Raw genomic sequence first — 25,898 nt, forward strand, 5'->3', positions numbered from 1 at the left:
GTATCGAATCGTCAGAAGTACGATGATTAACTTAGATGGCCCCGCGGACTGCCCGACATGCGGGCGATCGTGCTACTTTGACACACAACCCGCCTCTCTGTGTCAAAGATGGAGAACACCAATGGCGACTCTCCGGTTGATCGACCCGCCAATCCCCCTGGCGGCCAGTGTCAGCCGGCAGTGAGGACCTCCGCGATGCGCCAGGTGCGGACCCGCACCTCCCCAGGGCAGCAGGAGACGGCCATCCTGAAGGCCGCCGCGGAGCAGGTCGCCCTCGTCGGCGTCGGAAAGTTGAGCCTGAATGTGGTCGCGCGACGGGCCGGGGTCAGCCGGAGCACGCTGTATCGCAGGTTCCCCAGCCGCGACGCATTGCTAACCGAACTCGGTCACCGAACGGTCGCGTTCGCCATGTCCAGACTGGCCACCGTCGACGTGGATTCCGGCCCCCGGGAGGCGGCCGTCTCCGGCTTCTGCGAGGGCGTCCGCATCCTGACCACCGAGCCGACCATGCGCCGATTCCTGCAACTCGATGGCGACACCACCATGTCGCCCGGCATGCGCGAAGCGGCCGAGAAGTTCCTCGAGCGTGCCTCGGCGACCATGGCGAAGGCATTGCGTGCCGCGGGTGCCACCATGGCCGATCCGGATCTGCTCGCCGTGGCCGAATTGCACATCCGGCTGGCCACATCCCTGGCTCAGATCAACAGCCATGTTCTCGACACCGGGGATGCCGCTGCCGTGCGGCTATACGCAGAGCGTCATCTGGCCCAACTCGTCTACTGAGACGCCCGGTGCCGTCAGGCCGGTTCGGTTGTCACGCGACGTCAGTCCGCCGAAGTGCTCGTCTGCCGGTGTCGGTCGACCACAGGTGACCGCAGTCGACGCATTGCAGATTGAGCAGGGTGCCCCGATTGCTCAGCAGGTACTGCCAGTGGTCGTCGCAGTTTCGATCGTCGCCGCAGGGCCCGCAGTCACCGCCATGTCTGCAGCTCGGGCATCGCAACCAGGCACGGCGGGCGCGATCGGCAGTCGGATCAATGGGCAGCACGTCGCCCCAACCCCTCCGGCAGCACGCCTGCGATCACCAGATCGTTGTAGATCCGCTGCTGCTCGGCATCGAGACCGGAGTACAGCATGGCGTAGGCCTCATCCTCCTGGGCCAGCACCGCTACGGGGTCCCAGTCCTCGCCGATCGCGGCCAGGACGGCCTGACGTCGGCGAACCTCGTCGAGGGTCAGGTCATATGACCACTCGCCCGCGACGGTATCGACGTCAGCCATGGCACTCCCAGGGGTCGCTCAGTTACAAGAAAGGTAAGGCTTACCTATGGGTCGCTGCGAGGGCAATGACGTACGCCACATTCTGCGGCGGCAGTTGGTCACACCGTGGTCGACGACGTGCGCTCACCCACTCGTCACTGTCCGAGCGTCAACCGCTGCGCGACGTTGTAGCGCTCGACCACCCACGGCGTCGGGTCAGCCTCATAGCTGGCGGTCACACCGAAGGACCACCCGGGCGGGGCGGCGGACTCCGAGAACGCCCAGGCGGCCTGTCGGGCGGCGCCCAATGCGACGTATTCGGCGGGTGTCGGCACGTGAACGGGCATGCCGAGGATCGCGGGAGCGATACGACGGACTGCCTCCGATCGGGCCCCGCCACCCACGAGGATGACCCGCCGCACGTCGACGCCCTGACCCGCGATTCGCTCGACGCAGAACGCGATGGAGCTCAGGAGACCCTCGATCGCCGATCTGGCCACGTTGGCGGGGACCAGGTTGCGGGTCGTCACACCGTGCAGGGCGCCGTGGGCGTCGGGCAGGTTCGGTGACCGCTCCCCGTCGAAGTACGGCACCAGAATCAGCCCCTCGGCTCCGGCCGGCGCCAGAAGCGCCAGCCGATCGAGTTCGTCGAAGTCGACGCCGAGCATCTTCGCGACCGAGGCGAGAACCGGCGCACCGTTGAGCGTGCACACCAGCGGCAGCTGCCGCCCCGTGGCATCGGCGAAGCCCGCGACCAGCCCGCTCGCGTCGTGCGACGCGGCGTCGCTGATCGCACTCACCACACCCGAGGTGCCCAGTGACACCACGCAGTCCCCCGGTTCGGCACCTATCCCCAGCGCCGCAGCGGCATTGTCACCGGCGCCGGCGCCAAGGATCGCGCCCGTGCTCGTCCGTCCGGCGCTGCCGCCCGCCGCCACGACCGCGGGCACCGACGGACGGCGTCCCCGCAGGGCCAGTTCGAGTAGCTCGAGGTCGTATCGCCCGCTTTCGGCGACGAAGTAGCCGGTGCCGCTCGCATCACTGCGGTCGGTGTGGAGGTCATCGATCCGGTCCGATCCCGACAGCCGCCAGGTCAACCAGTCGTGCGGCAGACACACCGCGGCGGTGGCGTCGGCGTGCCCCGGCTCGGCGTCGGCCAGCCAGCGCAACTTCGCCACGGTGATGGCAGCGACAGGCACGACCCCGGTGCGGTCCGCCCACTCCGCTGCTCCCCCGAGTTCGGCGACGAGGTCTGACGCCGCGTCGCTGGACCGGATGTCATTCCACAGCAGCGCCTTCCGCACCACCTGGCCGCCGGCGTCGAGACAGATCATGCCGTGCTGCTGCGCCGCCACCGACACTGCCGCGACGTCGTCCAAGCCCCCGGCGGCCTCGGCCGCCTGCCCCAAGGCCAGCCACCACTCGACGGGGTCCACTTCGGTGCCGCCGGGATGCGGCGCGGAACCCGAGCGCACGGTCACGCCCGTATCCGCGTCACACACCACGACCTTGCAGGACTGGGTCGAGGAGTCGACTCCCGCGACAAGCGTCACGGCGACCTCCTTCGGTATCGATACCTGTTTTGCCTACCGCGAAGCTACCTGGCCATCGGTCCACAACCGCAGGACGACACTGAGTGGTTTGTGGCGCAGGCCAGCAGGGAACACCCCCTTCATGTTGATCCGACGCATCGCTCGACCCATGCTCGCCACCACCTTCATCGCCCGCGGCGTAGATGCGCTCCGCAGCCCGAAACCCGCCGCCGACGCGGCCCGCCCCACCCTCGAGAGCTTGAGCCGGCTGCCCGAACCGGTCGGCCCCAACGTGCCCACCAATGCCGAAACGGTGGCCCGCGTAAACGGTGCTGTGCAGATCGGAGCGGGCCTGCTGCTCGCGACTGGCAAGCTCCCCCGCTTCGCATCCGCCGCACTCGCACTGAGCGTGGTCCCGGGAAGTCTTGGCGGGCATGCCTTCTGGAATGAGACCGACGTCGAGCGCAAGGCCGCCGAGCGGCGCGCGTTCCTCGCGGACATCAGCCTCATCGGTGGATTGATCATCGCGTCGGTCGACACCGAGGGCAGGCCCTCACTCGGCTGGCGGGGCCGGCGGGCAGCACACAAGGTCTCGGAGAACATCTCGGAGACCTTCTCGAACGTCCTGCCGAGCAGTGGATCCGATGCGCTGATCGACAATGAGCTCGTCGACAGGGTTGGCCACAGCCTGCAGTCGGGATTGCACGTCGGCGCGGAGCGGGGCCGCGAACTGGCGCACGTGGCGCGCGAGCGCGGGGCGGAACTCGCCGATGTCGCACAGAAGCGGGGCACGGTCCTGGCCGACGTGGCGCAGAAGCGGGGCGCCGTCCTAGCCGATGTCGCACAGAAGCGAGGCGCGGTCCTGGCCGACGTCGCCTCCAAACGGAGCGCCGAACTCGCCGAGCTCGCGCGGGAACGCGGTCCCGAACTCGCCGAGGTTGCCCGCGAGCGTGGGGCCGAGATCGCCGAGGTTGCCCGCGAGCGTGGCGCAGAATTCGCGGACGTCGCGCGCGAGCAGGTCAAGAGGCAACGTCGCCAGCGCTGAGCGAGCAGGTCGACATTCGCGCACCCAGAGTTTTAAAGGGAGTCACGCTGAGGTAGCCACTGCGGCGTAGATTGACCGCATGACTGCAGGTGGATACGACCCATACACTGCTCCATACGGCGCCTCCGGCCCATCGCACGGCGAGCCGGGTGGTCTTCTGGTCCGGTTCGTCGCGCGGCTCATCGACGGGATCATCGTCGGAATCGTCGGCCTCCTCATCGCGTTCACCACCGACACCATGTCGAACATCCTCGTCACCGGACTGTTCACCGGGCTCCTGACGTTCGGCTACTTCGTGCTCTTCGAGGTGACGCAGGGTTGGACGCCGGGCAAGAAGTTGCTCGGGCTCAGCGTTCACGGACCGGGCGGCCAGCCCAAGCCTGACGCCAAACAGTCCGCGATCCGCAATGCCTTCACGCTGCTGCCCATCGTGCCGTTCGTCGGTGGGCTGCTCGGCGTCATCGCGATCATCGTCATCGCGGTCACAATTAGTGGCAGTCCCACCAAGCAGGGCAAGCACGACGAGTTGGCTGGCGGAACTCAGGTGGTCAAGGGCTGACATCCCGGTGCCACGCGGCGTCAGATCACCAGGTCCAAGAGCAGCACCACTACCAGGCCGCTGACCGACAGGATGGTCTCCATGATCGACCACGTCTTGATGGTCTGCCCCACGGTGAGCCGGAAGTACTGATTCACCAACCAGAATCCGGCGTCGTTCACGTGCGAGAAGAACAGCGACCCGGCGCCGACCGCGAGCACCACCAGCGAGACCTGTCCGGTGCTCATGCCCTCGACCAGGCCGACGATGAGCGATGACGCCGTGATGGTGGCAACCGTCGCCGATCCGGTGGCCAGGCGGATGAGCACGGCGAGCACCCAGGCGAGCACGATGACCGAGATGCTGGCGTCCTCGGCCCACTGCGCGAGCGCGGTGCCAATACCGGTGTCCACCAGTACCTGTTTGAATCCGCCGCCCGCGGCCACGATCAGGATGATGCCGGCAACGGGCGGAAGACCGGACTCGACGCACTTGGTGATCTCGTCGCGGCTCATGCCAGCGCCGCGCCCGAGCGTGAAGATGCCGACGATGACGGCGATCAGCAGGGCGATCAAAGGCGTGCCGAGAGTGTCGAAGATCCGCCGGAACCACTGATTCTCGTCGTCGATGAAGATATCGACGAGCGCCTTGCCGAGCATCAACGCGACGGGCAGCAGCACCGAGAACAGAGTCGCGCGGAACGACGGCCTGCGATCCCCGATGTCCTCGGGCCGGTCCGCGTCGAACGTGTCGGGTGCGCCCACGACGACCCACTTGCCCGCGAGCCTGCCGAACAGCGGACCACCGACGATGATCGTCGGGATCGCAACGAGCACGCCAAGGGCCAGGGTGACGCCGAGATCTGCGTTGAGATAGCCGATGGCGGTGAGCGGCCCGGGATGCGGCGGGACGAAGCCATGCATCGCGGAAAGGCCTGCGAGAGCGGGGATGCCGACCGTGATGAGCGACAGCCCCGACCGGCGGGCGACCAGATAGATGACCGGCATCAAAAGCACCAGGCCGATCTCGAAGAACATCGGTAGTCCGATAATGGCGCCCACCAGAGCCATCGCCCACGGCAGCATGCGCGGTGAGGCTCTGCCGATGATGGTGTCGACGATCTCGTCGGCACCGCCGGAGTCCGCGAGCAACTTGGCGAACATCGCGCCCAACGCGATGAGGATGCCGACCCCGGCGGCTGTGGACCCGAAGCCGTCGGAGAATGACTTGAGCACCGTGGTGACGCCCTCCCCCGCGACCACGCCAACAGTCAGCGCACCGAAGATCAGACCGAGGAACGGATGCAACTTGACCACGGTGATCAGGACAACGATCACGGCGATGCCCGCCAAGAACGACAGGACCAGCCGAGGTACGGATGCCACCGGCTCCGCGAGATCTGCAGCGTCTGCCAAGTAGATGAGTCCGGAATTCATCACTTCTCCAACCCCGTGAGCGAAACATACTCCTGCACAATCGAATCAATGTCCTGATCGACATTGATGGTGACACCGTTCTCATCCACCGTCAGCGGTTCGAGCGTCTCGAACTGGGAGACCAGCAGCGAGTGCGGCATGAAGTGGCCAGGCCTGCTGGCCTGCCTACGGCCAATGACCTCCGGCGTTCCCGCCAGATGCAGGAACTCGACGCCCGCACAGTGCGCCCGGAGTCGGTCGCGATAGGCGTGCTTGAGCGCCGAACAGCTCATCACCCCGCCGTCGGCGTGCTCGGCCAACCAGATGCCGATGGCGTCCAGCCACGGCTGCCGATCATCGTCGTTGAGGGCGTGACCGGCCGTCATCTTGGTGATGTTGACCTCCGGGTGAAAGTCGTCGCCGTCGGCGAACGGCACGCGCAGGCGTTGCGCCAGCGCTGCGCCAACTGTGGACTTCCCCGAGCCGGACACTCCCATCACGACCACCGGTGATCCGATCCCACCCATCACTCACCACCCGCCCATTGGTGCTCCATGTCACATAGATTGCATCAATGATCTGATTATTGCAAGGAGAATTCTAAAAGATATGGTTAATGCCATTGGCCTAGCGCTATGACAGGATGTGTGAGTGGCGGCCCAGGCAAACGTCAGCGCTCTGCACGACAACGTGTTGACGGCGATAGGGGCTGACATCGTGTCGGGTGAATTGCACCCCGGCCAGGTCATCACCCTCGAAGGGGTCAGCGCCAAGAACGGTGTCTCGCGCAGCGTAGCCCGCGAGGCGATCCGGGTCCTCGAGTCCATGGGAATGGTGAACTCGCGGCGGCGCGTTGGCATCACCATTCAATCCGCTGAGCACTGGAATGTGTTCGACCCCAGAGTCATTCGCTGGCGAATCGAGTCTGGGGACCGTGCCGCACAGCTGGTATCACTGTCGGAGTTGCGGCGGGGGTTCGAACCCGCGGCCGCCGCGTTGGCGGCCCGTCGCGCCGACCCGCACCAGTGCCGAATCATGGCGGCTGCGGTGTCGGACATGGTGATGCACGGCCGGTCAGGTGATCTCGCGGCCTATCTGCTGGCCGACAAGGTCTTTCACCAGACCCTGCTGGAGGCCAGCGGTAACGAGATGTTTCGCGCGCTCAACGGCGTCGTGGCCGAGGTGCTTACCGGTCGCACCCACCACGGTTTCATGCCGGAGCGACCGAATCCCGACGCGATCGAACTTCATGACGAGGTCGCGCGAGCCATCCGCCTTCGCGATGAGGCGGGCGCCGAACGGGCCATGCGCGCCATCATCGACGAGGCGGTCAGCAGCGTCAGTCCGTCCGCAGAGTGAAGTTCATCGTCAGCCCGGACACCTCGGTCACCTGAACGGCACGACGAGCCCGCACGCCGCCCGTCTCGACGTCGCAGTACGCGACCGCCTTAACCGCTCCATCGAGGCCCCCCTCGCAGTCCACCGAATCGACCGGCGGACCGCCGTTCTCGATGACCAGGCGGGCGACCGCCCGCTCCAACTGCGCCTGAGACAGGGCAGGCGCCAACTCGTAGTCGACAATCGTCCCCTCCACGCCGGTGACGGTCGCCACCGGCTGGAAGCTGTTGGTCTCACCCATCACCACATCGCAACGGGCGGTCCGGCCAACCTCACCGACAAGGTCCTGCAGGCAGGTGACCGATCCCGGCGGCTGACCAGCTTTGACCAGTCGGTCGGCGATATCAGCCTGCAATGACTCCTTGGAGACAATCAGCGACTCGGCGCCGCCATCGGCATTGCCAATACCAATGCCATCGCCGCTACCGCACCCGCTGGCGAGCAGCGTGACAACCGATGTGATGAGCGGGAGGGCCCTCGCAACCATCCGCATGACCCACCTCCGCCCAAATCCGTCCGGACCATAACAACCCGCTCCGGCCAATGATGCTTGAATCCCCATGTGACCAGATCACCGTTGATTGCCCGCCGACTGTTCGATCGGTTCGAGCCGGTACACGCGATCACCTACTTTGCACCCGAGGCGCGCACCGCGTTCGACGAGGTCGGCTTCCGCGGCTTCTGGATGGGCTACTTCGCCGCACGCTCCGCTCCGCTGGGCGAGATGCCCGCGAGCGTGATCACCGCGGTGTTCTACAACTTCGCGTCCTCACATGTGGCCCGCGCACTGCCCTCGGCATGGACCTTCGCCTCCCCTGCCGACGCCCTTGCAGCCCGCGAGAGTTCCGCCGTTGCCGCGTTGCACCGCTGTGGCGTCATCGACAGCGACGACGTGGCCACCGCCGCAGACCTGTTGGGCAAGGCAGCATCCGGCGCCCCGGTGGACGGTCGCCCGCTGTTCGCCGCGAATCTCGCGCTGCCGTGGCCCGACGAACCGGTGGCCAGGCTCTGGCATGCCGCCACGCTGCTTCGGGAGCAGCGCGGCGACGGCCACGTAGCGGTCCTGTCCGCAGCGGGGATCAACGGTCGGGAGTGCAACGTTCTGCACAGCGTCGCCGACCGGGTCCCCCGCGAATTCATCACGCGCAGCCGCCAATACGATGACGACGAGTGGCGGGAGTGCGCACGACGGCTCGCCGACCGTGGCGTACTCGACGACGCCGGAGCGCTGACGCCGGCGGGCACCGACCTCAAGCGCGATATCGAGGACACCACCGACCGGTTGGCACTGTCAGCCCTCGATGCGCTCGACGACGACGATCTCGAGCTGCTGTTCCGCACGCTCACGCCCATCACCAGAGCGGTGGTGGCTGCCGGCGACATTCCGGCGGCGACTCCGATGGGTCTGCGCCGCGATGATCTCGATGACGACGCAGCGCACCTGAAATAGGTGGTGGCCCAACCCATATCAGTGCGTGGCCGGTGCTCAGCCCTCGATCAGATCGCGCAGCGTCCTCAGATCAGCCTCCACGGCCGCGGCGTCAGCCTCGAACTCCGCATCGGCGACCCCGGGTCTGCGCCGCAGCGTGAACACCACCTCGCACCTCTGCTCATCGCTCCCCGACGGGATCACCCGCATCGGGTTGTACACCGACTCCCCCGACGGCAGAGTGACCTGGTGATCCAGAACGCCGAGGGTGTTCACCGGGGTGAACTGGACGTCGGCGTCGCGCAGTGCCGGATCGGCCAGTCCCGCAGCCCAACGGTGTAGCTCGCGCCGATCCGAGGCGAACGCGTACACCACCTCGGGCGCCGCCTCGACCCAGATCGCGATATGACGTGACGGGCTCGGCCCGCCGGTGGCGATCTCCACTGCTAACCGCCCAGGCAACCAGGGCCCAGTAGCGCCTTCAGGTCTCCCATCAGCGCAGACGACGGCGTGACGCGCAGTGCCTGATCGAGTTCCAGCGTCGTGATCCGATCCCCGCTGATCAGTCGCAGGTGAACCTGCGCCGTTCCTGGATGACGGGCGAGCACCTGTTTCAGTGCACCAACCTTCTCGACGGTGCACTGCCGGGTTGGCAGGGTCACCGCAACCGGTCGGTTCGCCTGGGCGCTGGAGAAGTCCGGCACCACCATCTCGTTGGCGATCAGGGAGACGCGGTCGTCGCGGATGTTCACCTTGCCGCCGATTATCACGACGGCGTCATCGGCGATCTCCGCGCCGAACGTGGAGTACGTGTGCGGGAAGAACATCACCTCGATACCACCGGTGAGGTCCTCCAGTTGCGCTGAAGCCCAGGGCATCCCGTTCTTGTTGACACGTCGGTTCACCGACGCCAGGATGCCGCCGACGCGCACCTGCGTGTCGTTCGCGACATCGCCGTTGAGGATCGCCGGGATCTGGGTGTCCACCTGCGCCGCCAGCAGATGCGCGATGCCGTTGAGCGGATGCCCCGACACGTAGAGGCCGAGCATCTCGCGCTCGAGTGCGAGTTTGTGCTTGTCCTCCCACTCGTCGTCGGGCACCTTGATGGCGAACACGGCGTCAGTGGCGGTGTCCGCGCCTCCGAAGAGGTCGAACTGCCCCATCGCCTCGGCCTTCTTGGTGCCGAGGACCGAGTCCACCGCATCGGTGTGGATGAGGAAGAGACCCTTGCGGGAGTGGCCGAGGGAGTCGAACGCGCCCGCCTTCACCAGCGACTCCGTCACCTTCTTGTTGCAGGCGGCGATATCGACCTTGTTGAGGTAATCCGAGATGTCGGTGAACTTGCCCTTTTCGGTGCGTGTGTTGATCAGAGACGCAACGACATTGGCGCCGACATTGCGCACGGCCCCGAGGCCGAACCGAATGTCCTCCCCAACCGACGCGAAGTTCTGCACCGACTCGTTGACATCGGGTGGCAGCACCGTGATGCCGAGCCTGCGGCAGTCCGCCAGATACACCGCGGCCTTGTCCTTGTCGTCGCCGACCGAGGTGAGCAGGCCCGCCATGTACTCGGCCGGGTAGTTCGCCTTGAGGTAGGCGGTCCAGTACGACACCAATCCGTAGCCGGCGGCGTGCGATTTGTTGAAGGCGTATCCGGCGAACGGAAGAATGGTGTCCCACAACGCCTTCACCGCCGCCGCGGAGAACCCGTTGGTGGTCATGCCCTCGAGGAAGCCCTTGTACTCGGCCTCGAGGACCTCCAGCTTCTTCTTGCCCATGGCCTTGCGCAGCGCATCGGCCTTACCCATCGAGTAGCCGGCGACCTTCTGCGCGATGAACATGATCTGCTCTTGGTAGACGATCAGGCCGTGCGTCTCGGCGAGGATCTCCTTGAGCGGTTCCTCCAACTCCGGGTGGATCGGTTTGACTTCCTGGCGACCGTTCTTGCGGTCGGCGTAGTCGTTGTGGGCGTTCATGCCCATTGGCCCGGGCCGATACAGCGCGAGCACGGCCACGATGTCGTTGAACTCCGTGGGCTGCATGCGCCGCAGCAGATCTCGCATCGGCCCGCCGTCGAGCTGGAACACACCAAGGGTGTCACCGCGCCCCAGCAGCTCGTAGGCAGCGGGGTCGTCCAGCGACAACGCGTCGAGGTCGAGGTCGATACCCCGGTTGGCCTTGATGTTGTCGATCGCGTCACCGATGATCGTCAGGTTCCGCAGTCCGAGGAAGTCCATCTTGAGCAGGCCGATGGCCTCACACGACGGGTAGTCCCAGCCGGTGATGATCGCACCGTCCTGGGGGCGCTTCCACAACGGGATCGCGTCGATGAGCGGCTCGGAACTCATGATCACCGCGCACGCGTGGACGCCCGCATTGCGGACCAGACCCTCGAGGCCACGTGCGGTCTCGTAGATGGTCCGCACGTCGGGATCGGTCTCGATCAGAGACCGAACCTCGGCCGCCTCCTTGTACCGCTCGTGGGCGGGATCGGTGATGCCGGACAGCGGAATGTCCTTGGCCATGATCGGCGGTGGCAGCGCCTTGGTGATCCGATCGGCGATGGCGAACCCGGGCTGCCCGTAGTTGACCCGGGCCGAATCCTTCAGCGCGGCCTTGGTCTTAATGGTGCCGAACGTGATGACCTGGGCGACGCGATCGCTACCCCACTTGTTCGCGGCGTAGCGCAGCATCTCGCCACGGCGACGATCGTCGAAGTCGATATCGATATCGGGTGCCGACGGGCGTTCCGGGTTGAGGAAGCGCTCGAACAGCAGACCGTGCGGAATGGGGTCGATGTTGGTGATCCCCATCGAGTAGGCCACCAGTGACCCGGCGGCCGAACCGCGGCCAGGCCCCACCCTGATGTCGACCGATCGCGCATAGTTGATCAGGTCGGCCACGATCAGGAAGTACGCGGGAAAGCCCTTGTCGCAGATGACCTTGATCTCGTAGTCGGCCCGGTCGGTGTACTCCTGCGGCACGGGGGCGTCGCGGAACCGTCGCCGAAGTCCTGCGGTGACCTCGTGGTGCAGCCATGTCCCCTGATCGTGTCCCTCGGGAACGGGGAACACCGGCATCCGGTCCTTGGGCGCCCACACGTCGGCATAGGACTGCACGCGCTCGGCGATCAGAAGGGTGGAGTCACAGGCGCCGGGTACCTCGGCGTCCCACATCGCCCGCATCTCCGACGCGGGCTTCAGGAAGTAGCCATCTCCATCGAACTTGAACCGGGTCGGATCGGACAGGGTCTTGCCGGTCTGCACGCACAGCAGGGCCTCGTGATTGCGCGAGGCCTCCTTGGTGACGTAGTGGCAATCGTTGGTCGCCAACGGGGGGATGCCGAGCTGCCGCCCGACGTCCAGCAGACCCTCACGGACTCGGCGCTCGATCTCGATGCCGTGGTCCATCAACTCCAAGAAGTAGTTCTCCGGCCCGAAGATGTCGCGCCACTTGGCCGCCGACTCCAGCGCCTCGCGAGTCTGACCGAGCCGGAGCCGGGTCTGCACCTCGCCCGAGGGACACCCGGTCGTGGCGATGATGCCGGAGGCGTTCTCGGCGATGATCTCGGCGTCCATGCGGGACCACTTGCCGAGCTGACCCTCGAACGACGCCAGTGACGACAGCTTGAACAGGTTGCGCAGCCCGACCGCGTTCTCCGCGACCATCGTCATGTGGGTGTAGGCGCCGCTACCCGAGACGTCGTCACCCTTCTGACTGCGGTCGCCCCACTGCACGCGCTTGGTGTCGAACCGTGACGCCGGTGCGATGTAGGCCTCGACGCCGATGATCGGCTTGAGGTCAGCCTCGATGGCCGCGTTGTAGAACTCGCTGGCCCCGAACATGTTGCCGTGGTCGGTCATCCCGATCGCGGGCATGTCCAGCCGCTTCGCCTCGGCGAACATGTGTTTGACCTTCGCCGCACCATCCAGCATCGAGTATTCGGTGTGGTTGTGCAGGTGCACGAACGATGCGCGGTGAGCAGACGAATCGACCATAGGGTGGTCAGTCTATGGCCGACCTCCGACGGCGCTCGGCGTGTCGTGGGTCGTGTCTCCGGATTCATCGGCGCGCTGCGCCGCGCGGCGCGAACCGCTCAGCAATCCATGCGTCAGAGTTTGATCAAGTTGCTTAGTTATCAAGGCCATGTCTGTCTCGCGATCGATGAACCCCGCGTAGAGACCCACCCCCCACAACACCGCGTTGAGCAGGTCGGCGATCGGGCCCGCGTCCGTATCGGGGGGCAACTCACCGCGCGCCGCGGCTTGCTCGACAAGTGCACCGAGGTGGGACCTGAGTCCCGCGCACCGGTCGTATCCCAGCCTGGGGTTGCGGCTGGACTCCAGCCGCGCACTGATCAGGAAGGCGATCTGGGAATGATCGCGGTAGTCCAGGTCCCACATCGTCGAGATCAGAGCTGACAGCGAACCAACCAGCGTGTCATGTGATTCCGCCCTCGCAATGCAGTTGTCGACGGCACTGCCGGCCTCGTCGGCCAGGACGTCGTAGATCTCCTCGCGCGATGCGAAGTAGTAGTGCAGCGTGGGTCTGCTGAGGCCGGCCTCCAACGCGATCGCCTGGAACGTGGCCGCGGGGAAGCCGCGCTCGTTGACCACCCGGCGAGCGGCGTTCAGGATGCGGTTTCGCGTCTCGACGGAGTCGGATCCGACCGGTCGACCACGCCGCCGAGCGGTCGGCAGCGACCCGGCATCGGCTTGCGACATGTCCTGACCTCACACGCGAGGAGGATCGGGGGCCTCGCTCAGCAAACCGTAGGGCATAGCTAAGGGCGGGTCAACATGGACGGTCAGGCAAATGTTCGGCCGTGTCCGAGGCGGCGCCCGTCACCGCCGGGCGCGGTGGCCTTCCCCACAACGTCCCCGCTCCCATGACCGCCAGCGCGGCCCAGACCAGCCCAAAACCGATCCAGCGGCCGACGGGCATCGGCTCGTTTCCGACGAACACTCCCCAGGCCATCTGCAGGGCGGGGTTGAGGTAGAACAACAGTCCGATGGTGACCAGCGGCAGGCGCTGCGCCGCGGCGGCGAACAGCAGCAGCGGCACCGCCGTGATGGGGCCGGCCAACATCAGAAGAACGGCGTGCCAGGTGCCCTGGTTGGCGAAGTGTCCCTGCCCCAACACCTGAAGGACGATCAGGTAGCCACCCGCGAACGGCAGCGCCAGCAGCGCCTCCACCGCGACACTCACCCGAGGGTCGGCCCGAACCACCTTCTTGACAACGCCATACAGCGCGAAGCTGACGGCCAGCGCAACGGCGATGTAGGGGGGATCCCCGGCCTCGACGGTCAGCACCACCACCGCGACCACGGCGAGCGCCAGCGCCGCGGCCTGCCACCTGCTGATGCGCTCGCGGAACAGCAGGATTCCGAGTGCGACGGTGACCAGCGGGTTGATGAAGTATCCGAGAGCCGCATCGACGACATGACCGTGCGTCGCCGCGTAGATGTAGGTCCCCCAGTTGATCGCGATCAGTGCCGAGGCGATCGCCAGTTGCAACCAGGTCCGGGCACTCAGCCGCCACAGGTCGGAAAGCCTGCGTGCGACGACCAGGATGAGCACCAGGACCAGCGCACTCCACACGATGCGGTGCGCAAGCACCTCGAGTGAGCCCGCGGGCAGCAGCAGGGGGAAGTATCCGGGGAACATGCCCCAGCATGTGAAGGCGCCGACACCGAACAGAACGCCGGCCCGACGTCCGGCCGGTGCGGCGTTCTCAGTCACGAATCGTGGTGGCGCAGCACGTCGAGTGCGTGTTGCAGGTCCGCGGGGTACGGGCTGGTGATCTCGATGCGCCGGCCATCGGCCGGATGCGCGAACGCCAACGATCGCGCGTGCAGCCACTGGCGTTCCAGCCCGAGCCGCTTGGCCAGCGTCGGATCGGCACCGTAGGTCAGGTCACCGCAACACGGGTGGTGCAGCGCCGCAAAGTGCACCCGAATCTGGTGTGTGCGACCGGTTTCCAGGTGAACATCGAGCAGGCTAGCCGCGACGAACGCCTCGACGGTGTCGTAATGGGTGATGCTGTGCCTACCGTCCTCGGTGACGGTGAACTTCCAGTCGTGGCCGCGGTGCCGCCCGATCGGCGCATCGATTGTGCCGCTCGACGGGTCGGGGTGCCCCTGGACAAGTGCGTGGTAGCGCTTGTCGACGGTGCGTGCCTTGAACGCGCGTTTGAGCAGGGTGTAGGCGCGTTCCGAGATCGCCACGACCATCACACCAGAGGTGCCGACGTCCAGGCGGTGCACGATGCCCTGACGCTCGTGGACACCTGAGGTGGTGATGCGGTAGCCCGCGGCGGCCAGCCCACCAAGCACCGTGGGACCCGTCCATCCAACCGAGGCGTGCGCGGCGACGCCGGCGGGCTTGTCCACCGCCACGATGTCGTCATCGGAGTACAGGATCGTCATGCCCTCGATATCGACGGGCGGGTTATCCAGTGGCGCGGGAGGTTCGGGCAACGTGACCTCGAGCCACGCGCCTGCGGTGAGGCGGTCGGACTTGCCTGCGGCAGCACCGTCGAGTTCAACGCCGCCATTCTCTGCCAGGCTCGCGGCGGCAGTCCGCGACAGGCCGAGCAGACGGGCCAACCCGGCGTCGACCCGCATGCCCGCCAGCCCGTCCGGGACCGTCATTGAGCGCGTCGTCATCCGGTCGGGTCGGATTCGTCGTCTGCGCCACGGGCGGTCACCGGCTCGGCCTTCTCGTCCGGTGCGGGCTCGGCCTCGTCGTCCGGCCTGCGTCGGCCGACGGTGTCGAAGTCGAACCCGAACAGCGACAACGCGACCAGCAGGATCGCACCACCCACCACCGCTGGATCGGCGACGTTGAAGACCGGCCACCAACCGATCGAGAGGAAATCGACCACGTGCCCGCGCAGCGGCCCCGGCGACCGGAAGAACCTGTCGACCAGGTTGCCCATGGCACCGCCGAGGATCATGCCCAGCCCCACCGCCCACCACGGGGACACCAGGCGCCGACCCATCCAGACGATGCCAATCGCCACGCCGGTGGCAACCAGTGTCAGCACCCACGTGTAGCCGGTCGCCATGGAGAACGCCGCCCCGGAGTTGCGGACCAGCGTCCAGGTGACGGTGTCGCCGATGATCGAAACGGGTTGGCCGGGCGTGAGTAGCCGCACCGCCAGCACCTTGGTCACAACGTCGAGAATCAACACCACGAGGGCCACCGACACCAGCAGACGCAGTCGGCGGCGTGGTGACCGATGCTCGACGGTGTCGTCGGCGGTCACTGGCTCCACCGAGGCCCCTGATTCATCAGTCACTCCCCCATCATTCCAAAGTCGTCATGGTGAACAATCGCGGCATGAGCCGCGTCGTCGTCATTGCCACCGGTGGCACCATCGCCACCAGCACCGATGCCGACGGCGTCGCGCGCCCGACCCTCGGCGGTTCAGACCTCGTGTCGGACGTGTCGACCGGAGCATACGTCGATGTCATCGACCTCATGGCAGTGGACAGTTCGGAGGTCGGCCCACCGGAGTGGGACCGGATCTCCGGGGCGGTGGCAGCCGCCCTCTACGCAGGTGCGGACGGCGTCGTGGTGACGCACGGCACCGACACAATGGAGGAATCCGCGTTGTGGTGCGACATCGTCCACGACGGACCGCAGCCGGTGGTGTTCACCGGAGCAATGCACAGCGCCGACGCGCCTGAGCCCGATGGGCCGGGCAATCTGCGCGACGCCCTGGCCGTGGCAGCCGACCCCGCCGCACGCGGTATCGGCGTGGTGGTGAGTCTGGCCGGCACGGTGTGGCAGCCGTTGGGTCTGACCAAGACCGCCGCTGGATTCACGGGCACCGCACTCGGCTCGGTCACCACACGGGGCGTCGTGTTCGACGGGAGCAAGCGACGCCCAGCACTGACCCCAGGCCCGGGGTCCACTCCTCGCGTCGACGTGGTCGCCGCCTACGCAGGCAGTGACGCCGTGGCGATCGACGCGTACGTGGCCGCCGGGGCTCGCGGCATCGTGCTGGAGGCGATGGGGTCGGGCAATGCCGGCCGGTCCGTCGCAGACGGCGTCCGTCGCGCCAGTGACCGCGGTGTGGCGGTCGCCGTGTCCACGCGGGTGCCCGGCGCGACGGTCTCGACGCGGTATGGCCCCGGTCAAGCCCTCGCCGACGCCGGTGCCGTTCCGGTGCCGACGCTGCGTCCCGCCCAGGCGCGGGTTCTGCTGATGGCGGCACTGGCCACCTCGACGCCGGCCCGCGAGGTGTTCGCTCGGTGGGGCTGACGGCCATCCCCGACTCGATCCGGCGGATGACGCCGTGCTCTGCTACTCGTCGCCTGCGAGGCCGTCGACGTAGTCGGGCCAGTCCAGACTGTCCACAGGATTGGCCCGGCTGATATCGGGCGAGTCCACGGCGAGCGTTCGCGCCGACCCCGCTCCGGTGCCGCGCGTCTCGAAACGCACAGTCATGACACCGTGGCCCGCGCCCTGAACCCAGCCGTGACCGTACGAGCTGTGCACGACGTCATCACCAATCCGCCATGGCTCGGCCTCTGCCGAACTCGGCGTCTCCCGCGCAGGCGGTACGCCGACCGCAGCCTCCAGCGTTTGCTCCAGGTCGGGGAACAAGGACTCCTGCTGCACGTCAGACAGACCCGAGAAGCCAACGCCCAGAAGCCGAATCGGCCCGATCTCCATCGGATCGAGCAACAGCCGCCTGGCCGTGCCGATCAGTGTGGCCTCGTCGGCGGTGGCGTACGGCAGGGTCGCCGACCGGGTCAGCGTGCTCATGTCCGACTTCTTCATCTTGACGACCACCGTCCTCGCGCCGCGTCCGTCGCGCTCGAGCCGGGCGTGGGCGTGCTGGCCGATCGGGCCCGCGGCCTCACGCATCTGATCAAGCGTCGTCAGGTCCTGTGCGAACGTCGACTCCGCGCTGATCTGCTTGGAGCTGGCTCGCTCGGCGACCAGACGGTCGTCGACACCCCGGGCCAACCTGTGCAGGGCAGGCCCGACCGTGCCGCCGAGGATGTCGGCGACCTCGGCCTCCTTGAGAGCCGCCAAGGCGCCGACGGTACCGATGCCCAGTCGGAGCAGACGTTCCTCGGCGACGGGTCCGATTCCCCAGAGCCGACGGACCGGCAGTCCGGCCAGGAGCGCCTCTTCCTCGGTGCGGTCGACGACACGGATGCCGTCCGGTTTGGCCAGGTCCGATGCGATCTTGGCGATCTGCTTCCCCGATCCCGCGCCGACCGAGGCCACCAGACCGGTCTCCTTCCGGATCCGAGCCCTCAGCGCCTCGCAGAACCGCGAGACCTCAGCGGCCCCGGCCCCGGCCAGTTCCACTGGCTCGCCGAATGCCTCATCGAACGACAGCTGTTCGAGAACCGGGACCATCGACCGCACGGTGTCGAGCACCCTGGCGCTGGCCACGCCGTACACCGCCCCGCGAGGGGGCAGCACGACAGCGGTAGCGCCGACCAGCCGGCGCGCCTGATGCATGGGCATAGCCGATCTGGCTCCGAACACCCGAGCCTCATAGCTGGCTCCGGCGACCACACCGCGACCGCCGAGCCCGCCAACGAGCACTGGGCGGCCACGAAGGGTCGGACGCGTCAACTGCTCGACGGATGCGAAGAAGGCATCCATGTCGAAGTGCAGGACCCAGCGCCCATCCATTCCAACGAGCCTAGGGCCCGACCGATCAACGAGGAGACGAGGCCAATCGGGGACTAGCCTGACGACCATGGCTCACGACATACCGATAACCGACGACTCGATCCGTCTGGGCCAGTTCCTCAAACTGTCGTCGCTGATCGACAGCGGTTCGGACGCCAAGGCGGCGATCGCCGAGGGACTCGTCGCGGTCAACGGTGACGTGGAGTTGCGGCGCGGACGTCAACTGCGCCCCGGGGACACGGTGTCAATCGGCGAGACATCGGCTCGAGTCACCCAGGCATGATCGGGTGGCCGGGTCTCGATCGCGGGCGGCTGTTGCGGGCGCTCGGACTTCGGCGGACGACATTCGCACGCAGCTTGTTTCGCGACTTCTCCGGCGTGGTCTCCGACGTACTCCCCTAGACCGCTCGCTCATCGCCTACCGTCATATGCATGGCTATGAATATGTTGCATCGGCTGTGCTGCAGTTCGACGCGGCGGCCAGCAGCGTTGGCGGGCGATCAAGGCCTGACGCTTAACATATGCGCGTGGACAACACGCTCGAGTACATCGACCAGGGTTCGTTCCTCGCTTTGCGGGCGCTCGGCCGGGGGCCGCTCATCCAGTTCACGTGGATCTACGAGCGCCCCGTCGACATCGACGGCCTACGCCGATTCCACACCAATCTCGGATACGGACTGCTCGGTCGACGCATCGAGAGGTCGGCTCTGCCGTTCGGCCGCGATCGCTGGGTCGCCTCTCCGGGACCCGCCGACATCGAGATCTCCACGCAGGACCGCCCGCGCAGCGAGGTGTGGCTGTGGGCCGACGAACGCGTGCGCTTGCCGATCGATCCCCAGGCGGGGCCGTCGTGGCACCTGGGTGTCGCGCCGCTGACCGATGGCGGGACCGCGGTGAGCCTCGTCGTGTCGCACTCCGTCGGTGACGCCAAGGCGATCAACATCGCGATCACCGATGCCGTACAGGGCTTTCGGCGCGACCTGGGTTATCCACCGCCCGGTTCCCGGACTCCCGGACAGGCACTGCGCGAGGACGCCCGGCAGACGCTGCGCAATGTCCCCGACTTGGCCAAGGCCGTCGTCTCGGCGGTGAAGGTGGCCCGCTCGGAGAGCGAAGGCCTGTCGACATCGGTCAAGTCCGGTGGACGGCAGCGGTCACGAGCGGCGACCAGCGAGGTGGTGGCCCCCAACGCCGCCGTGTTCTTCGACGCCGAGCACTGGGACGAACGCGCGAGAAGCCTTGGCGGTACCAGTAACTCACTATTCGCTGCGCTCGGCGCCCGGCTGGGCCACATCCTGGGCCGCACCGACGAGGACGGGCGGGTGCGGCTGTCCCTGCCGGTCAGCGAACGCGGCGCCGACGATGTCCGCGCCAACGCCTTGACCGAGGCCTCAGTCCTCGCCGACCCGTCGAAGGTCACCACTGACCTCAGCGACATCCGCCGCGACGTCAAGGCCGCGCTGACCGCGCTGAGCGAGGCGCCCAACGAACTGCTGGGGCCCCTGGCCCTGGTGCCGTTGACACCGGGGTTTCTGGTCCGCCGCCTCGAGGGAATGGTTCAGCAGGTCGGCAGCCCCGTCGGCTGCTCGAACATCGGCGAACTCGAATCGGAGATCAACCGCCCCGATGGCAGCGATGCCGACTACCTCACGATCCGGATGCTCGAGCCGAAGGTCACCACGGCGGTTCTCGACCGCATGGGTGGCCTGCTGTTCCTGGTGACCGGACGCGCGAACGGTCGGGTCTTCCTCACCGTCGCGAGCTGGGTCGTCGGCGCGGCGAACACCCGGGAGGCCCTTCGCGATTCGGTTCGCCAGGCACTCGCCGACATGGAACTGTCGGGGATCGTCGAGTAGTCGGCCCGGCCGTCACACCCTGGCGATCGCCACCGTCACGCCGTCACCGATGTCCGCGCCATCGACTGGCTCCCCGAACTCGAAACTGGTCGCCAGGATCTCGCCGGCAATGAGTCCGGCGTGCGTACGCGCCCACTCCTGCCGTGCCGGCGGCACCGACATCACGACGCTGATTCGGTCCGACACCTCGAGCCCGGTCGACTTGCGCAGATCCTGGAGCTCGCGGATCCGGTCCTTGGCCCAGCCCTCAGCCTCCAACTCGGGGGTGACCGTGCCGTCCAGCACCACCAGACCCGCACCACCTGGCAGCGCACCAGTGAAGTCAGGTTCGGCGGCAACCAGTTTCGAGCTGTACTCCTCGGGCAGCAGGGTGGCCGGACCCGCCGTCAACGTGCCGTCAGCGTTAACCACTCCCTCACCGGCCTTCACCGCCTTGATGGCGGCCTGCACGTCCTTGCCGATCCGTGGACCCGCGACCTTGGCGTTGACCGTCAACTCGAAACGACCGTAGGCGGCGATATCGTCGGTCAGCTCCACGGCCTTGACATTCAGCTCGTCGGCGATCAGGTCGGCGAATGGCCGCAGCAGCTCCGGGCTCTCCACAGCGACAGTCAGTTTCGGCAACGGCAGGCGTACGCGTAGCTTCTTGGCCTTGCGCAACGACGACCCTACCGAGCACACGTCGCGCACCTGGTCCATCGCGGCGACGAGATCCGGATCGGCAGGCAGGACGCCGGCCTCCGGCCAGTCGGTGAGGTGTACAGATCGCTCACCCGTGAGACCACGCCAGATCACCTCGGTGATCAGGGGAAGCAGCGGCGCCGCCAGCCTCGCGGTCACCTCCAGCACTGTGTGCAGGGTGTCGATGGCGTCAGGATCCTCGTCCCAGAACCTCGAACGCGACCGACGCACATACCAATTCGTCAAGGCCTCGGTGAACTGCCGCAGCTGATCGCACGCGCCGGAGATATCGCATTCGTCCAGCGCCACAGTCAGGTCATCGCGCAGCGCGGCCAGCTTGGCCAGGATGTACCGGTCCAGCACGTTGGTCGAGTCCGTGCGCCAGGTGCCCTTCTTCGGCGCATAGAGAGTCAGGAACGAATACGCGTTCCAGAACGGCAGCAGGACCTGCCGCACACCCTCGCGGATGCCCTGTTCCGTGACGATCAGGTTGCCGCCGCGCAGGATCGGCGAGGCCATCAGGAACCAGCGCATCGCATCGGATCCGTCGCGGTCGAACACCTCGTTGACATCCGGATAGTTGCGCAGCGACTTGCTCATCTTCTGACCGTCGTTGCCCAGCACGATGCCGTGTGAGACACAGGACTTGAACGCCGGCCGGTCGAACAGCGCAGTGGCCAGAACATGCAGCGTGTAGAACCAGCCACGGGTCTGCCCGATGTACTCGACGATGAAGTCGCCGGGGAAGTGCGCGTCGACCAGATTGTCAGGGTCGGCGCCGACGACACCGTCGAACCACTCCACGTTGCCGAACGGATAGTGCACCTGCGCGAACGGCATCGACCCCGAGTCGAACCAGACGTCGAGGACGTCCTCGATGCGACGCATGGTCGACTTCCCGGTCGGGTCATCGGGATTGGGACGAGTCAGCTCATCGATGAACGGCCGGTGCAGGTCGGTCGGGCGAACACCGAAGTCCCGCTCGAGCTCATCGAGGCTGCCGTAGACGTCGATCCGCGGGTACTCGGGGTCGTCGGACTTCCACACCGGGATGGGGCTGCCCCAGTATCGGTTTCGCGAGATCGACCAGTCCCTCGCGCCCGCCAGCCACTTGCCGAACTGACCGTCCTTGACGTGCTCGGGATACCACGTGATCTGTTGGTTGAGTTCGACCATGCGGTCCCGGAACTCGGTGACCTTGATGAACCACGACGACACTGCCCGGTAGATCAGCGGATTGCGGCAGCGCCAGCAGTGTGGGTAGGAGTGCTCGTAGGTCTCATGCCTGACCAGCACGGGGCCGTTGGCCGCGGCCGGGCCGCTGCCGTTCTTGAGATCGCGGATGATCTGCGGGTTGGCGTCGAACACGTGCTGACCCCGGTAGTCGGCAACGGTCGCATCGAACCTGCCCTTGGAGTCCACCGGTGTGGCGGGCACGATCCCGACGGTGTCGGTTGTCGCCTTATCGTCCTCGCCGTACGCGGGCGCCAGGTGAACAATGCCGGTGCCGTCCTCGGTGGTGACGAAGTCACCGCGCAGCACCTGAAAAGCGTTGGGCGAGTCCAGGAAATACGGGAACGGCGGAAGATAGGTCATCCCGATCAACTCCGAGCCCTGATATGTGCCCAGCACTTCGGGCTCGTCGCCGAACTCGCGGGCGTACGACGCCAGTCGCGCCTCGGCGAGCACGTAGCGCTTGCCGTCCACCTGCACCTGGACGTATGCCACCTCAGGATTGACCGCGACGGCCTGATTGGACGGCAGCGTCCACGGCGTGGTCGTCCACACCAGAAAGTAGCTGTCGCGCAACGGACCGTCGGCAATCGCGAAGCCGACAGTGATCGCCGGGTCCTGACGGCTCTGATAGACGTCGTCGTCCATCCGCAACTCGTGGGCCGAGAGCGGCGTCTCGTCGTTCCAGCAGTACGGCAGCACCCGGTTGCCCTCGTAGGCAAGGCCCTTGTCCCACAGTTGTTTGAACGCCCACATCACCGACTCCATGAAGGTCGGGTCCAGCGTCTTGTAGTCGTTGTCGAAGTCGACCCAACGCGCCTGACGGGTGACGTACGCCTGCCATTCGTCGGAGTACTTCATGACCGAGGCACGGCAGGCGTCGTTGAACTTGTCGATGCCGAGCTCTTCGATCTGCGCCTTGTCGGTGATACCCAGTTGGCGCTGCACCTCGAGCTCGGCGGGCAGCCCGTGCGTGTCCCAGCCGAAGCGTCGCTCCACCTTGTAGCCGCGCATCGTGCGGTACCGGGGCACGATGTCCTTGACGTAGCCGGTCAGCAGGTGCCCGTAGTGCGGCAGGCCGTTGGCGAAGGGAGGCCCGTCGTAGAAGACGTACTCCTGCGCGTTTTCTCGCCGCTCGATGCTCGCGCGGAACGTTCCGTCACGATCCCAGAAGTCGAGGACCTCGGTCTCCAGCTCGGGAAATGCCGGTGCACCACCTGCTGGCTTGGGGTAGGCGTTCACCAGTTCGTCGTCTCCTGTGCCAAATGTCGCTGGCGCTCCGGAGAGCCCAGGTTCGTTCAGGCACGGGGACGACGTCGCGCGTCTGCGCGAGCGCCGCGGTACCACCCCGCTTGCGCACTGAATCTAGTCCCCGTCGCTTTCGCTCGCCCCGGGAAAGTGCGCCGCTCGTAATGGACGATGACGGGCCCAACCGTTCGGTTCTACTGCGCCGCTACCCAACCACGACGGTTCTTCCGAAGACTCCCCGGTGATGGCCGGATCGATGCCGTTAGTCGATTCTAGAGTGTCGAGGTTTCCCGACGCTAATGCGCGGCGGCCAGCTCGGTGCCGGCGATGACGGGCGCCGAGGCCTCCGACGTCAGCTCGATGAGGCCGTACGCGAACTGCTCGGACATTTCCTCGACCGTGTAGGCCTCGAACGTGCGGGAGTCATACCACCAGTCGAGGACCAGGACTCTGCCGCGGCGGTGGACACGAAGCTCCAGAGCATGGCCCAGCGCCGCGGGCTCGGCGGGCAGTTCCCCGTCGCCGTCGACGACCAGCAGCACGTCGGCCGACGGCTGGGCGTGCGCGTCCTCGGGAACCATCCGGCGCAGAGTCAGCGCGGAGACCGAGCGGTGGACGGCGGCGAGCATCTCCGACGCCGATGTGACAGCAGGCCCAGTGCACAGCAGCTCGACTGGATAGACGGACGCAGTCCGCTCGGTGTCCCCCGGCAAATCGACCAGGACGACACCGTCGCCAATTGTCCGCACGATGGTGCGGCCCAGCGCCGCGAGGAGGATCTCCTCGGCAGTTAGCCCGATCGCGGCAGCCGCGCCATCGAACTCCCCGGTCAACACCTCGGACAGGGGCGCAGACACGACAACAACGTCGTCGCGTTCCGGCCGACCGTCGGCAATGTAGTCGGTCAGCTGCAAGTTTGCGCACATCATGTGAATCAAGTTACACGGGGAGTCCCAGAAATGGGAGACGTCATTCAAAACTGTGACGCCACTGTCAATAACGAGCAACCAATCCAGTTTCCGGTACGCACTGCCCAATACCGAGAAGCCCGCTATGGTGGATCGATGCCGCGGACTGACGAGAACGGTAGACAGCTCAAAGCCCTGCTCGATTACCTCCTCGACGGCGATGTCGACGCCAAGGCGATCTACGACGCGCTTGGGACCTCAAGCAGCACCTATTACCGACGAATCAAGGAATCGGACTACCCGAACGCCGAGGAACTGCGTCACGTCTGCGACCGATTCGACCTCAGTTACCCCGACCTGCAGGTTCGATTCGGGCTGATGAGCCGCGAAGAGGTCTGGAGCTACCTCGAGTCCTCCCCCGTATCCGTCGCAACGGCCACCGACCCCGCTACCGAACTGCGAACCATTCGTCGCGCCAAGTTATCGGAAATGGCGCCACGTGAAGACGCTCCGCCGCTCTAGGCAGTACCATTTGCTGACGAATCTTTAACTCGGAGGCAACGGCCATGGCGCTGGCAGTGCTCATCGTGATCACGCTTGTCTGCATCGCGTGGAGCTTGTGGATTCGTCGTGTCACTTGGTCGTGCCGATGGGAAGTTGCCGCAACGCTGAACATCGCCCTGCAGGGCGCCACGGTGCTACTGATGTCGCCCTTCGCATCCGAGACAATCGGCGTCTGGCTACATGCCCTGACCGGCAAGTGGAACCTCGAGGACTACATCGGCCACGATCTGTACGTCGTGGCCGCCTCGGCCATCGTCTATAACGCGTTGGGTCGTCTCCAGGACGACCACGCCATGCAACTCGCCTTCAAGCAGTACGTCGAGCGGCCCGCCACACTGTGCATCCCGTTGCTCCTGGCCACGTTCACAATGGGCAACGGCGCACACATCTACGCGGCGGACTTCTTCCAGCTGCACACCGACTTCTGGCTCACCATGTACTGGCTGATCCTCTGCACCACGCTGATCTACCTACTCGGCTACGGCTCACGCGCCCTTCTCATCCTCCGCAAGGATCCGCGGTCGCGAACGATCGCCAACATCTACCTGGTCGCGTCGTTCAGCGGTATCGCGGCGTGCGTCGTGCGAATCACCACCGCATTGATCCCCTCGCTGCAACCCATCGAGAACGGCACCCTGGTGTGGTTCTTCGCATGCATGTGTGGTGCGGGCTTCGCGCTGACGTCGGCGTACTCCTGGCGCACCAAGACCAAGTGGTTCAAGAAGGCTGATCACTGAACACGTGGGTGCCACAGTCACACGCGTCGACCGAGACACACTCACACGTCATCGCCCACTCGATGATCTCCCTGGCCCGCTGCAACGTCGCCATCTGACGGTCGATGTCGATCAACTTGGTCTCGGCCAACGAATGGCTGGCTGGCCGGCCGGGCACGTCGTCGGCCAGGAGTACCCCGATCTCGTCGAGGCTGAAGCCAGCGGCCTTGCACAGCCCGATCACCTCGAGGCGGGTCAGGACGGATTCCGCATAACGCCGCCGACCGCCGACGCGGTCCGGGGCGCGCAGCAGTCCCTCGTCCTCGTAGAACCGCAGTGTCGTGGCGGCCACACCGGAGCGCCGGGCGACCTCACCGATGGACATGCTCATCTCGACATCCTCAATGCAG

General features: G+C 66.3%; 25 protein-coding genes. 10 read left to right on the forward strand and 15 right to left on the reverse strand.

Going from position 1 to position 25,898, the window contains the following annotated elements; all coding sequences use genetic code 11:
• The first annotated feature begins 195 nt into the window (after window positions 1-195).
• Window positions 196-783 (forward strand): TetR/AcrR family transcriptional regulator, encoded by a 588-nt coding sequence (locus tag ACZY0X_RS14100; RefSeq protein ID WP_463771240.1) that lies wholly within the window; start codon window positions 196-198, stop codon window positions 781-783.
• A gap of 251 nt (window positions 784-1,034) precedes the next feature.
• On the opposite strand, the gene ACZY0X_RS14105 is transcribed toward ACZY0X_RS14100, so the two are convergent.
• Together ACZY0X_RS14105 and ACZY0X_RS14110 are read right to left on the reverse strand one after the other, a co-directional pair.
• Complete coding sequence (locus tag ACZY0X_RS14105; RefSeq protein ID WP_463771242.1) at window positions 1,035-1,280, reverse strand: DUF6400 family protein; 246 nt, start codon at window positions 1,278-1,280, stop codon at window positions 1,035-1,037.
• A 134-nt stretch (window positions 1,281-1,414) separates the two neighbouring features.
• Entirely contained in the window at window positions 1,415-2,812 is a 1,398-nt protein-coding gene (locus ACZY0X_RS14110) for a xylulokinase (protein ID WP_463771243.1), read from the reverse strand.
• Window positions 2,813-2,933: 121 nt separating this feature from the next.
• On the opposite strand from ACZY0X_RS14110, the gene ACZY0X_RS14115 reads away from it, so the two are divergent.
• Window positions 2,934-3,836: a DoxX family protein gene (locus tag ACZY0X_RS14115; protein ID WP_463771244.1), complete on the forward strand. Its 903-nt coding sequence runs from the start codon at window positions 2,934-2,936 to the stop codon at window positions 3,834-3,836.
• A gap of 79 nt (window positions 3,837-3,915) precedes the next feature.
• A complete protein-coding gene (locus ACZY0X_RS14120) occupies window positions 3,916-4,395 on the forward strand; it encodes an RDD family protein (protein ID WP_463771246.1) in 480 nt (159 codons plus the stop codon).
• A 20-nt stretch (window positions 4,396-4,415) separates the two neighbouring features.
• Here ACZY0X_RS14120 and ACZY0X_RS14125 read toward each other — a convergent pair whose 3' ends face one another.
• A complete protein-coding gene (locus ACZY0X_RS14125) occupies window positions 4,416-5,810 on the reverse strand; it encodes a GntP family permease (RefSeq protein ID WP_463771248.1) in 1,395 nt (464 codons plus the stop codon).
• Window positions 5,810-6,307: a gluconokinase gene (locus tag ACZY0X_RS14130; RefSeq protein ID WP_463771591.1), complete on the reverse strand. Its 498-nt coding sequence runs from the start codon at window positions 6,305-6,307 to the stop codon at window positions 5,810-5,812. The genes ACZY0X_RS14125 and ACZY0X_RS14130 overlap by 1 nt, the downstream gene beginning before the upstream one ends.
• Before the next feature lie 133 nt (window positions 6,308-6,440).
• Between ACZY0X_RS14130 and ACZY0X_RS14135 the strand changes: the two genes are divergently transcribed.
• Window positions 6,441-7,148, forward strand: a complete 708-nt coding sequence (locus ACZY0X_RS14135; protein WP_463771249.1) for a FadR/GntR family transcriptional regulator — start codon at window positions 6,441-6,443, stop codon at window positions 7,146-7,148.
• On the opposite strand, the gene ACZY0X_RS14140 is transcribed toward ACZY0X_RS14135, so the two are convergent.
• Entirely contained in the window at window positions 7,129-7,674 is a 546-nt protein-coding gene (locus ACZY0X_RS14140) for a DUF4333 domain-containing protein (protein ID WP_463771251.1), read from the reverse strand. The genes ACZY0X_RS14135 and ACZY0X_RS14140 overlap by 20 nt on opposite strands.
• Window positions 7,675-7,749: 75 nt before the next feature.
• Between ACZY0X_RS14140 and ACZY0X_RS14145 the strand changes: the two genes are divergently transcribed.
• Complete coding sequence (locus tag ACZY0X_RS14145; protein ID WP_463771253.1) at window positions 7,750-8,637, forward strand: SCO6745 family protein; 888 nt, start codon at window positions 7,750-7,752, stop codon at window positions 8,635-8,637.
• Between the two features lie 36 nt (window positions 8,638-8,673).
• On the opposite strand, the gene ACZY0X_RS14150 is transcribed toward ACZY0X_RS14145, so the two are convergent.
• The 6 genes from ACZY0X_RS14150 to lspA all read right to left on the reverse strand — a co-directional run bounded on the left by ACZY0X_RS14150 (window position 8,674) and on the right by lspA (window position 15,895).
• Window positions 8,674-9,054 carry an SRPBCC family protein gene (locus ACZY0X_RS14150; protein ID WP_463771592.1) on the reverse strand — a complete coding sequence of 127 codons (381 nt, stop codon included), beginning with the start codon at window positions 9,052-9,054 and terminating at the stop codon, window positions 8,674-8,676.
• 8 nt (window positions 9,055-9,062) lie between these two features.
• Complete coding sequence (dnaE, locus tag ACZY0X_RS14155) at window positions 9,063-12,614, reverse strand: DNA polymerase III subunit alpha (protein WP_463771254.1); 3,552 nt, start codon at window positions 12,612-12,614, stop codon at window positions 9,063-9,065.
• A gap of 12 nt (window positions 12,615-12,626) precedes the next feature.
• Complete coding sequence (locus ACZY0X_RS14160) at window positions 12,627-13,340, reverse strand: TetR/AcrR family transcriptional regulator (protein ID WP_463771256.1); 714 nt, start codon at window positions 13,338-13,340, stop codon at window positions 12,627-12,629.
• Window positions 13,341-13,410: 70 nt separating this feature from the next.
• Complete coding sequence (gene rarD, locus ACZY0X_RS14165; protein WP_463771257.1) at window positions 13,411-14,358, reverse strand: EamA family transporter RarD; 948 nt, start codon at window positions 14,356-14,358, stop codon at window positions 13,411-13,413.
• Window positions 14,355-15,284, reverse strand: coding sequence for an RluA family pseudouridine synthase (locus tag ACZY0X_RS14170; protein WP_241399094.1), 930 nt, complete (start codon window positions 15,282-15,284; stop codon window positions 14,355-14,357). The genes rarD and ACZY0X_RS14170 overlap by 4 nt, the downstream gene beginning before the upstream one ends.
• Entirely contained in the window at window positions 15,281-15,895 is a 615-nt protein-coding gene (lspA, locus tag ACZY0X_RS14175; protein WP_463771593.1) for a signal peptidase II, read from the reverse strand. Before lspA ends, ACZY0X_RS14170 begins: the two co-directional genes overlap by 4 nt.
• A 65-nt stretch (window positions 15,896-15,960) precedes the next feature.
• Here lspA and ACZY0X_RS14180 point away from each other — a divergent pair, with 65 nt between their 5' ends.
• Complete coding sequence (locus ACZY0X_RS14180) at window positions 15,961-16,887, forward strand: asparaginase (protein ID WP_463771258.1); 927 nt, start codon at window positions 15,961-15,963, stop codon at window positions 16,885-16,887.
• Between the two features lie 42 nt (window positions 16,888-16,929).
• On the opposite strand, the gene ACZY0X_RS14185 is transcribed toward ACZY0X_RS14180, so the two are convergent.
• On the reverse strand, window positions 16,930-18,282 hold the full coding sequence (locus ACZY0X_RS14185; protein WP_463771260.1) for a DNA polymerase IV: 1,353 nt from the start codon (window positions 18,280-18,282) through the stop codon (window positions 16,930-16,932).
• 67 nt (window positions 18,283-18,349) lie between these two features.
• Here ACZY0X_RS14185 and ACZY0X_RS14190 point away from each other — a divergent pair, with 67 nt between their 5' ends.
• Together ACZY0X_RS14190 and ACZY0X_RS14195 are read left to right on the forward strand one after the other, a co-directional pair.
• Entirely contained in the window at window positions 18,350-18,565 is a 216-nt protein-coding gene (locus ACZY0X_RS14190; RefSeq protein WP_463771262.1) for an RNA-binding S4 domain-containing protein, read from the forward strand.
• Between the two features lie 238 nt (window positions 18,566-18,803).
• Window positions 18,804-20,138 (forward strand): hypothetical protein, encoded by a 1,335-nt coding sequence (locus tag ACZY0X_RS14195; RefSeq protein WP_463771263.1) that lies wholly within the window; start codon window positions 18,804-18,806, stop codon window positions 20,136-20,138.
• Between the two features lie 12 nt (window positions 20,139-20,150).
• On the opposite strand, the gene ileS is transcribed toward ACZY0X_RS14195, so the two are convergent.
• Window positions 20,151-23,294, reverse strand: coding sequence for an isoleucine--tRNA ligase (gene ileS, locus ACZY0X_RS14200; RefSeq protein WP_463771264.1), 3,144 nt, complete (start codon window positions 23,292-23,294; stop codon window positions 20,151-20,153).
• A 302-nt stretch (window positions 23,295-23,596) separates the two neighbouring features.
• Complete coding sequence (locus ACZY0X_RS14205) at window positions 23,597-24,229, reverse strand: hypothetical protein (RefSeq protein WP_463771265.1); 633 nt, start codon at window positions 24,227-24,229, stop codon at window positions 23,597-23,599.
• Window positions 24,230-24,364: 135 nt separating this feature from the next.
• Between ACZY0X_RS14205 and ACZY0X_RS14210 the strand changes: the two genes are divergently transcribed.
• Together ACZY0X_RS14210 and ACZY0X_RS14215 are read left to right on the forward strand one after the other, a co-directional pair.
• The gene (locus tag ACZY0X_RS14210; RefSeq protein ID WP_463771267.1) at window positions 24,365-24,730 is read left to right on the forward strand and encodes an XRE family transcriptional regulator; all 366 of its coding nucleotides are present in this window, start codon (window positions 24,365-24,367) and stop codon (window positions 24,728-24,730) included.
• A gap of 44 nt (window positions 24,731-24,774) precedes the next feature.
• Complete coding sequence (locus tag ACZY0X_RS14215; protein WP_463771269.1) at window positions 24,775-25,509, forward strand: hypothetical protein; 735 nt, start codon at window positions 24,775-24,777, stop codon at window positions 25,507-25,509.
• On the opposite strand, the gene ACZY0X_RS14220 is transcribed toward ACZY0X_RS14215, so the two are convergent.
• Window positions 25,490-25,879 carry a MerR family transcriptional regulator gene (locus tag ACZY0X_RS14220; protein ID WP_463771271.1) on the reverse strand — a complete coding sequence of 130 codons (390 nt, stop codon included), beginning with the start codon at window positions 25,877-25,879 and terminating at the stop codon, window positions 25,490-25,492. The genes ACZY0X_RS14215 and ACZY0X_RS14220 overlap by 20 nt on opposite strands.
• Between the last annotated feature and the right edge of the window lie 19 nt (window positions 25,880-25,898).

The organism is Mycobacterium sp. IDUB_39 (assembly GCF_055419205.1).

What these genes read in the sequence shown, in the direction of transcription:
- ACZY0X_RS14100 (WP_463771240.1), top strand. Translation starts at nt 196, where the DNA reads ATGCGCCAGGTGCGGACCCGCACCTCCCCAGGGCAGCAGGAGACGGCC.
- ACZY0X_RS14105 (WP_463771242.1), bottom strand. Translation starts at nt 1,280, where the DNA reads ATGGCTGACGTCGATACCGTCGCGGGCGAGTGGTCATATGACCTGACC.
- ACZY0X_RS14115 (WP_463771244.1), top strand. Translation starts at nt 2,934, where the DNA reads ATGTTGATCCGACGCATCGCTCGACCCATGCTCGCCACCACCTTCATC.
- ACZY0X_RS14120 (WP_463771246.1), top strand. Translation starts at nt 3,916, where the DNA reads ATGACTGCAGGTGGATACGACCCATACACTGCTCCATACGGCGCCTCC.
- ACZY0X_RS14125 (WP_463771248.1), bottom strand. Translation starts at nt 5,810, where the DNA reads ATGAATTCCGGACTCATCTACTTGGCAGACGCTGCAGATCTCGCGGAG.
- ACZY0X_RS14140 (WP_463771251.1), bottom strand. Translation starts at nt 7,674, where the DNA reads ATGGTTGCGAGGGCCCTCCCGCTCATCACATCGGTTGTCACGCTGCTC.
- dnaE (WP_463771254.1), bottom strand. Translation starts at nt 12,614, where the DNA reads ATGGTCGATTCGTCTGCTCACCGCGCATCGTTCGTGCACCTGCACAAC.
- ACZY0X_RS14160 (WP_463771256.1), bottom strand. Translation starts at nt 13,340, where the DNA reads ATGTCGCAAGCCGATGCCGGGTCGCTGCCGACCGCTCGGCGGCGTGGT.
- ACZY0X_RS14170 (WP_241399094.1), bottom strand. Translation starts at nt 15,284, where the DNA reads ATGACGACGCGCTCAATGACGGTCCCGGACGGGCTGGCGGGCATGCGG.
- ACZY0X_RS14180 (WP_463771258.1), top strand. Translation starts at nt 15,961, where the DNA reads ATGAGCCGCGTCGTCGTCATTGCCACCGGTGGCACCATCGCCACCAGC.
- ACZY0X_RS14185 (WP_463771260.1), bottom strand. Translation starts at nt 18,282, where the DNA reads ATGGATGGGCGCTGGGTCCTGCACTTCGACATGGATGCCTTCTTCGCA.
- ACZY0X_RS14190 (WP_463771262.1), top strand. Translation starts at nt 18,350, where the DNA reads ATGGCTCACGACATACCGATAACCGACGACTCGATCCGTCTGGGCCAG.
- ACZY0X_RS14195 (WP_463771263.1), top strand. Translation starts at nt 18,804, where the DNA reads ATGCGCGTGGACAACACGCTCGAGTACATCGACCAGGGTTCGTTCCTC.
- ACZY0X_RS14205 (WP_463771265.1), bottom strand. Translation starts at nt 24,229, where the DNA reads ATGATGTGCGCAAACTTGCAGCTGACCGACTACATTGCCGACGGTCGG.
- ACZY0X_RS14210 (WP_463771267.1), top strand. Translation starts at nt 24,365, where the DNA reads ATGCCGCGGACTGACGAGAACGGTAGACAGCTCAAAGCCCTGCTCGAT.
- ACZY0X_RS14215 (WP_463771269.1), top strand. Translation starts at nt 24,775, where the DNA reads ATGGCGCTGGCAGTGCTCATCGTGATCACGCTTGTCTGCATCGCGTGG.
- ACZY0X_RS14220 (WP_463771271.1), bottom strand. Translation starts at nt 25,879, where the DNA reads ATGAGCATGTCCATCGGTGAGGTCGCCCGGCGCTCCGGTGTGGCCGCC.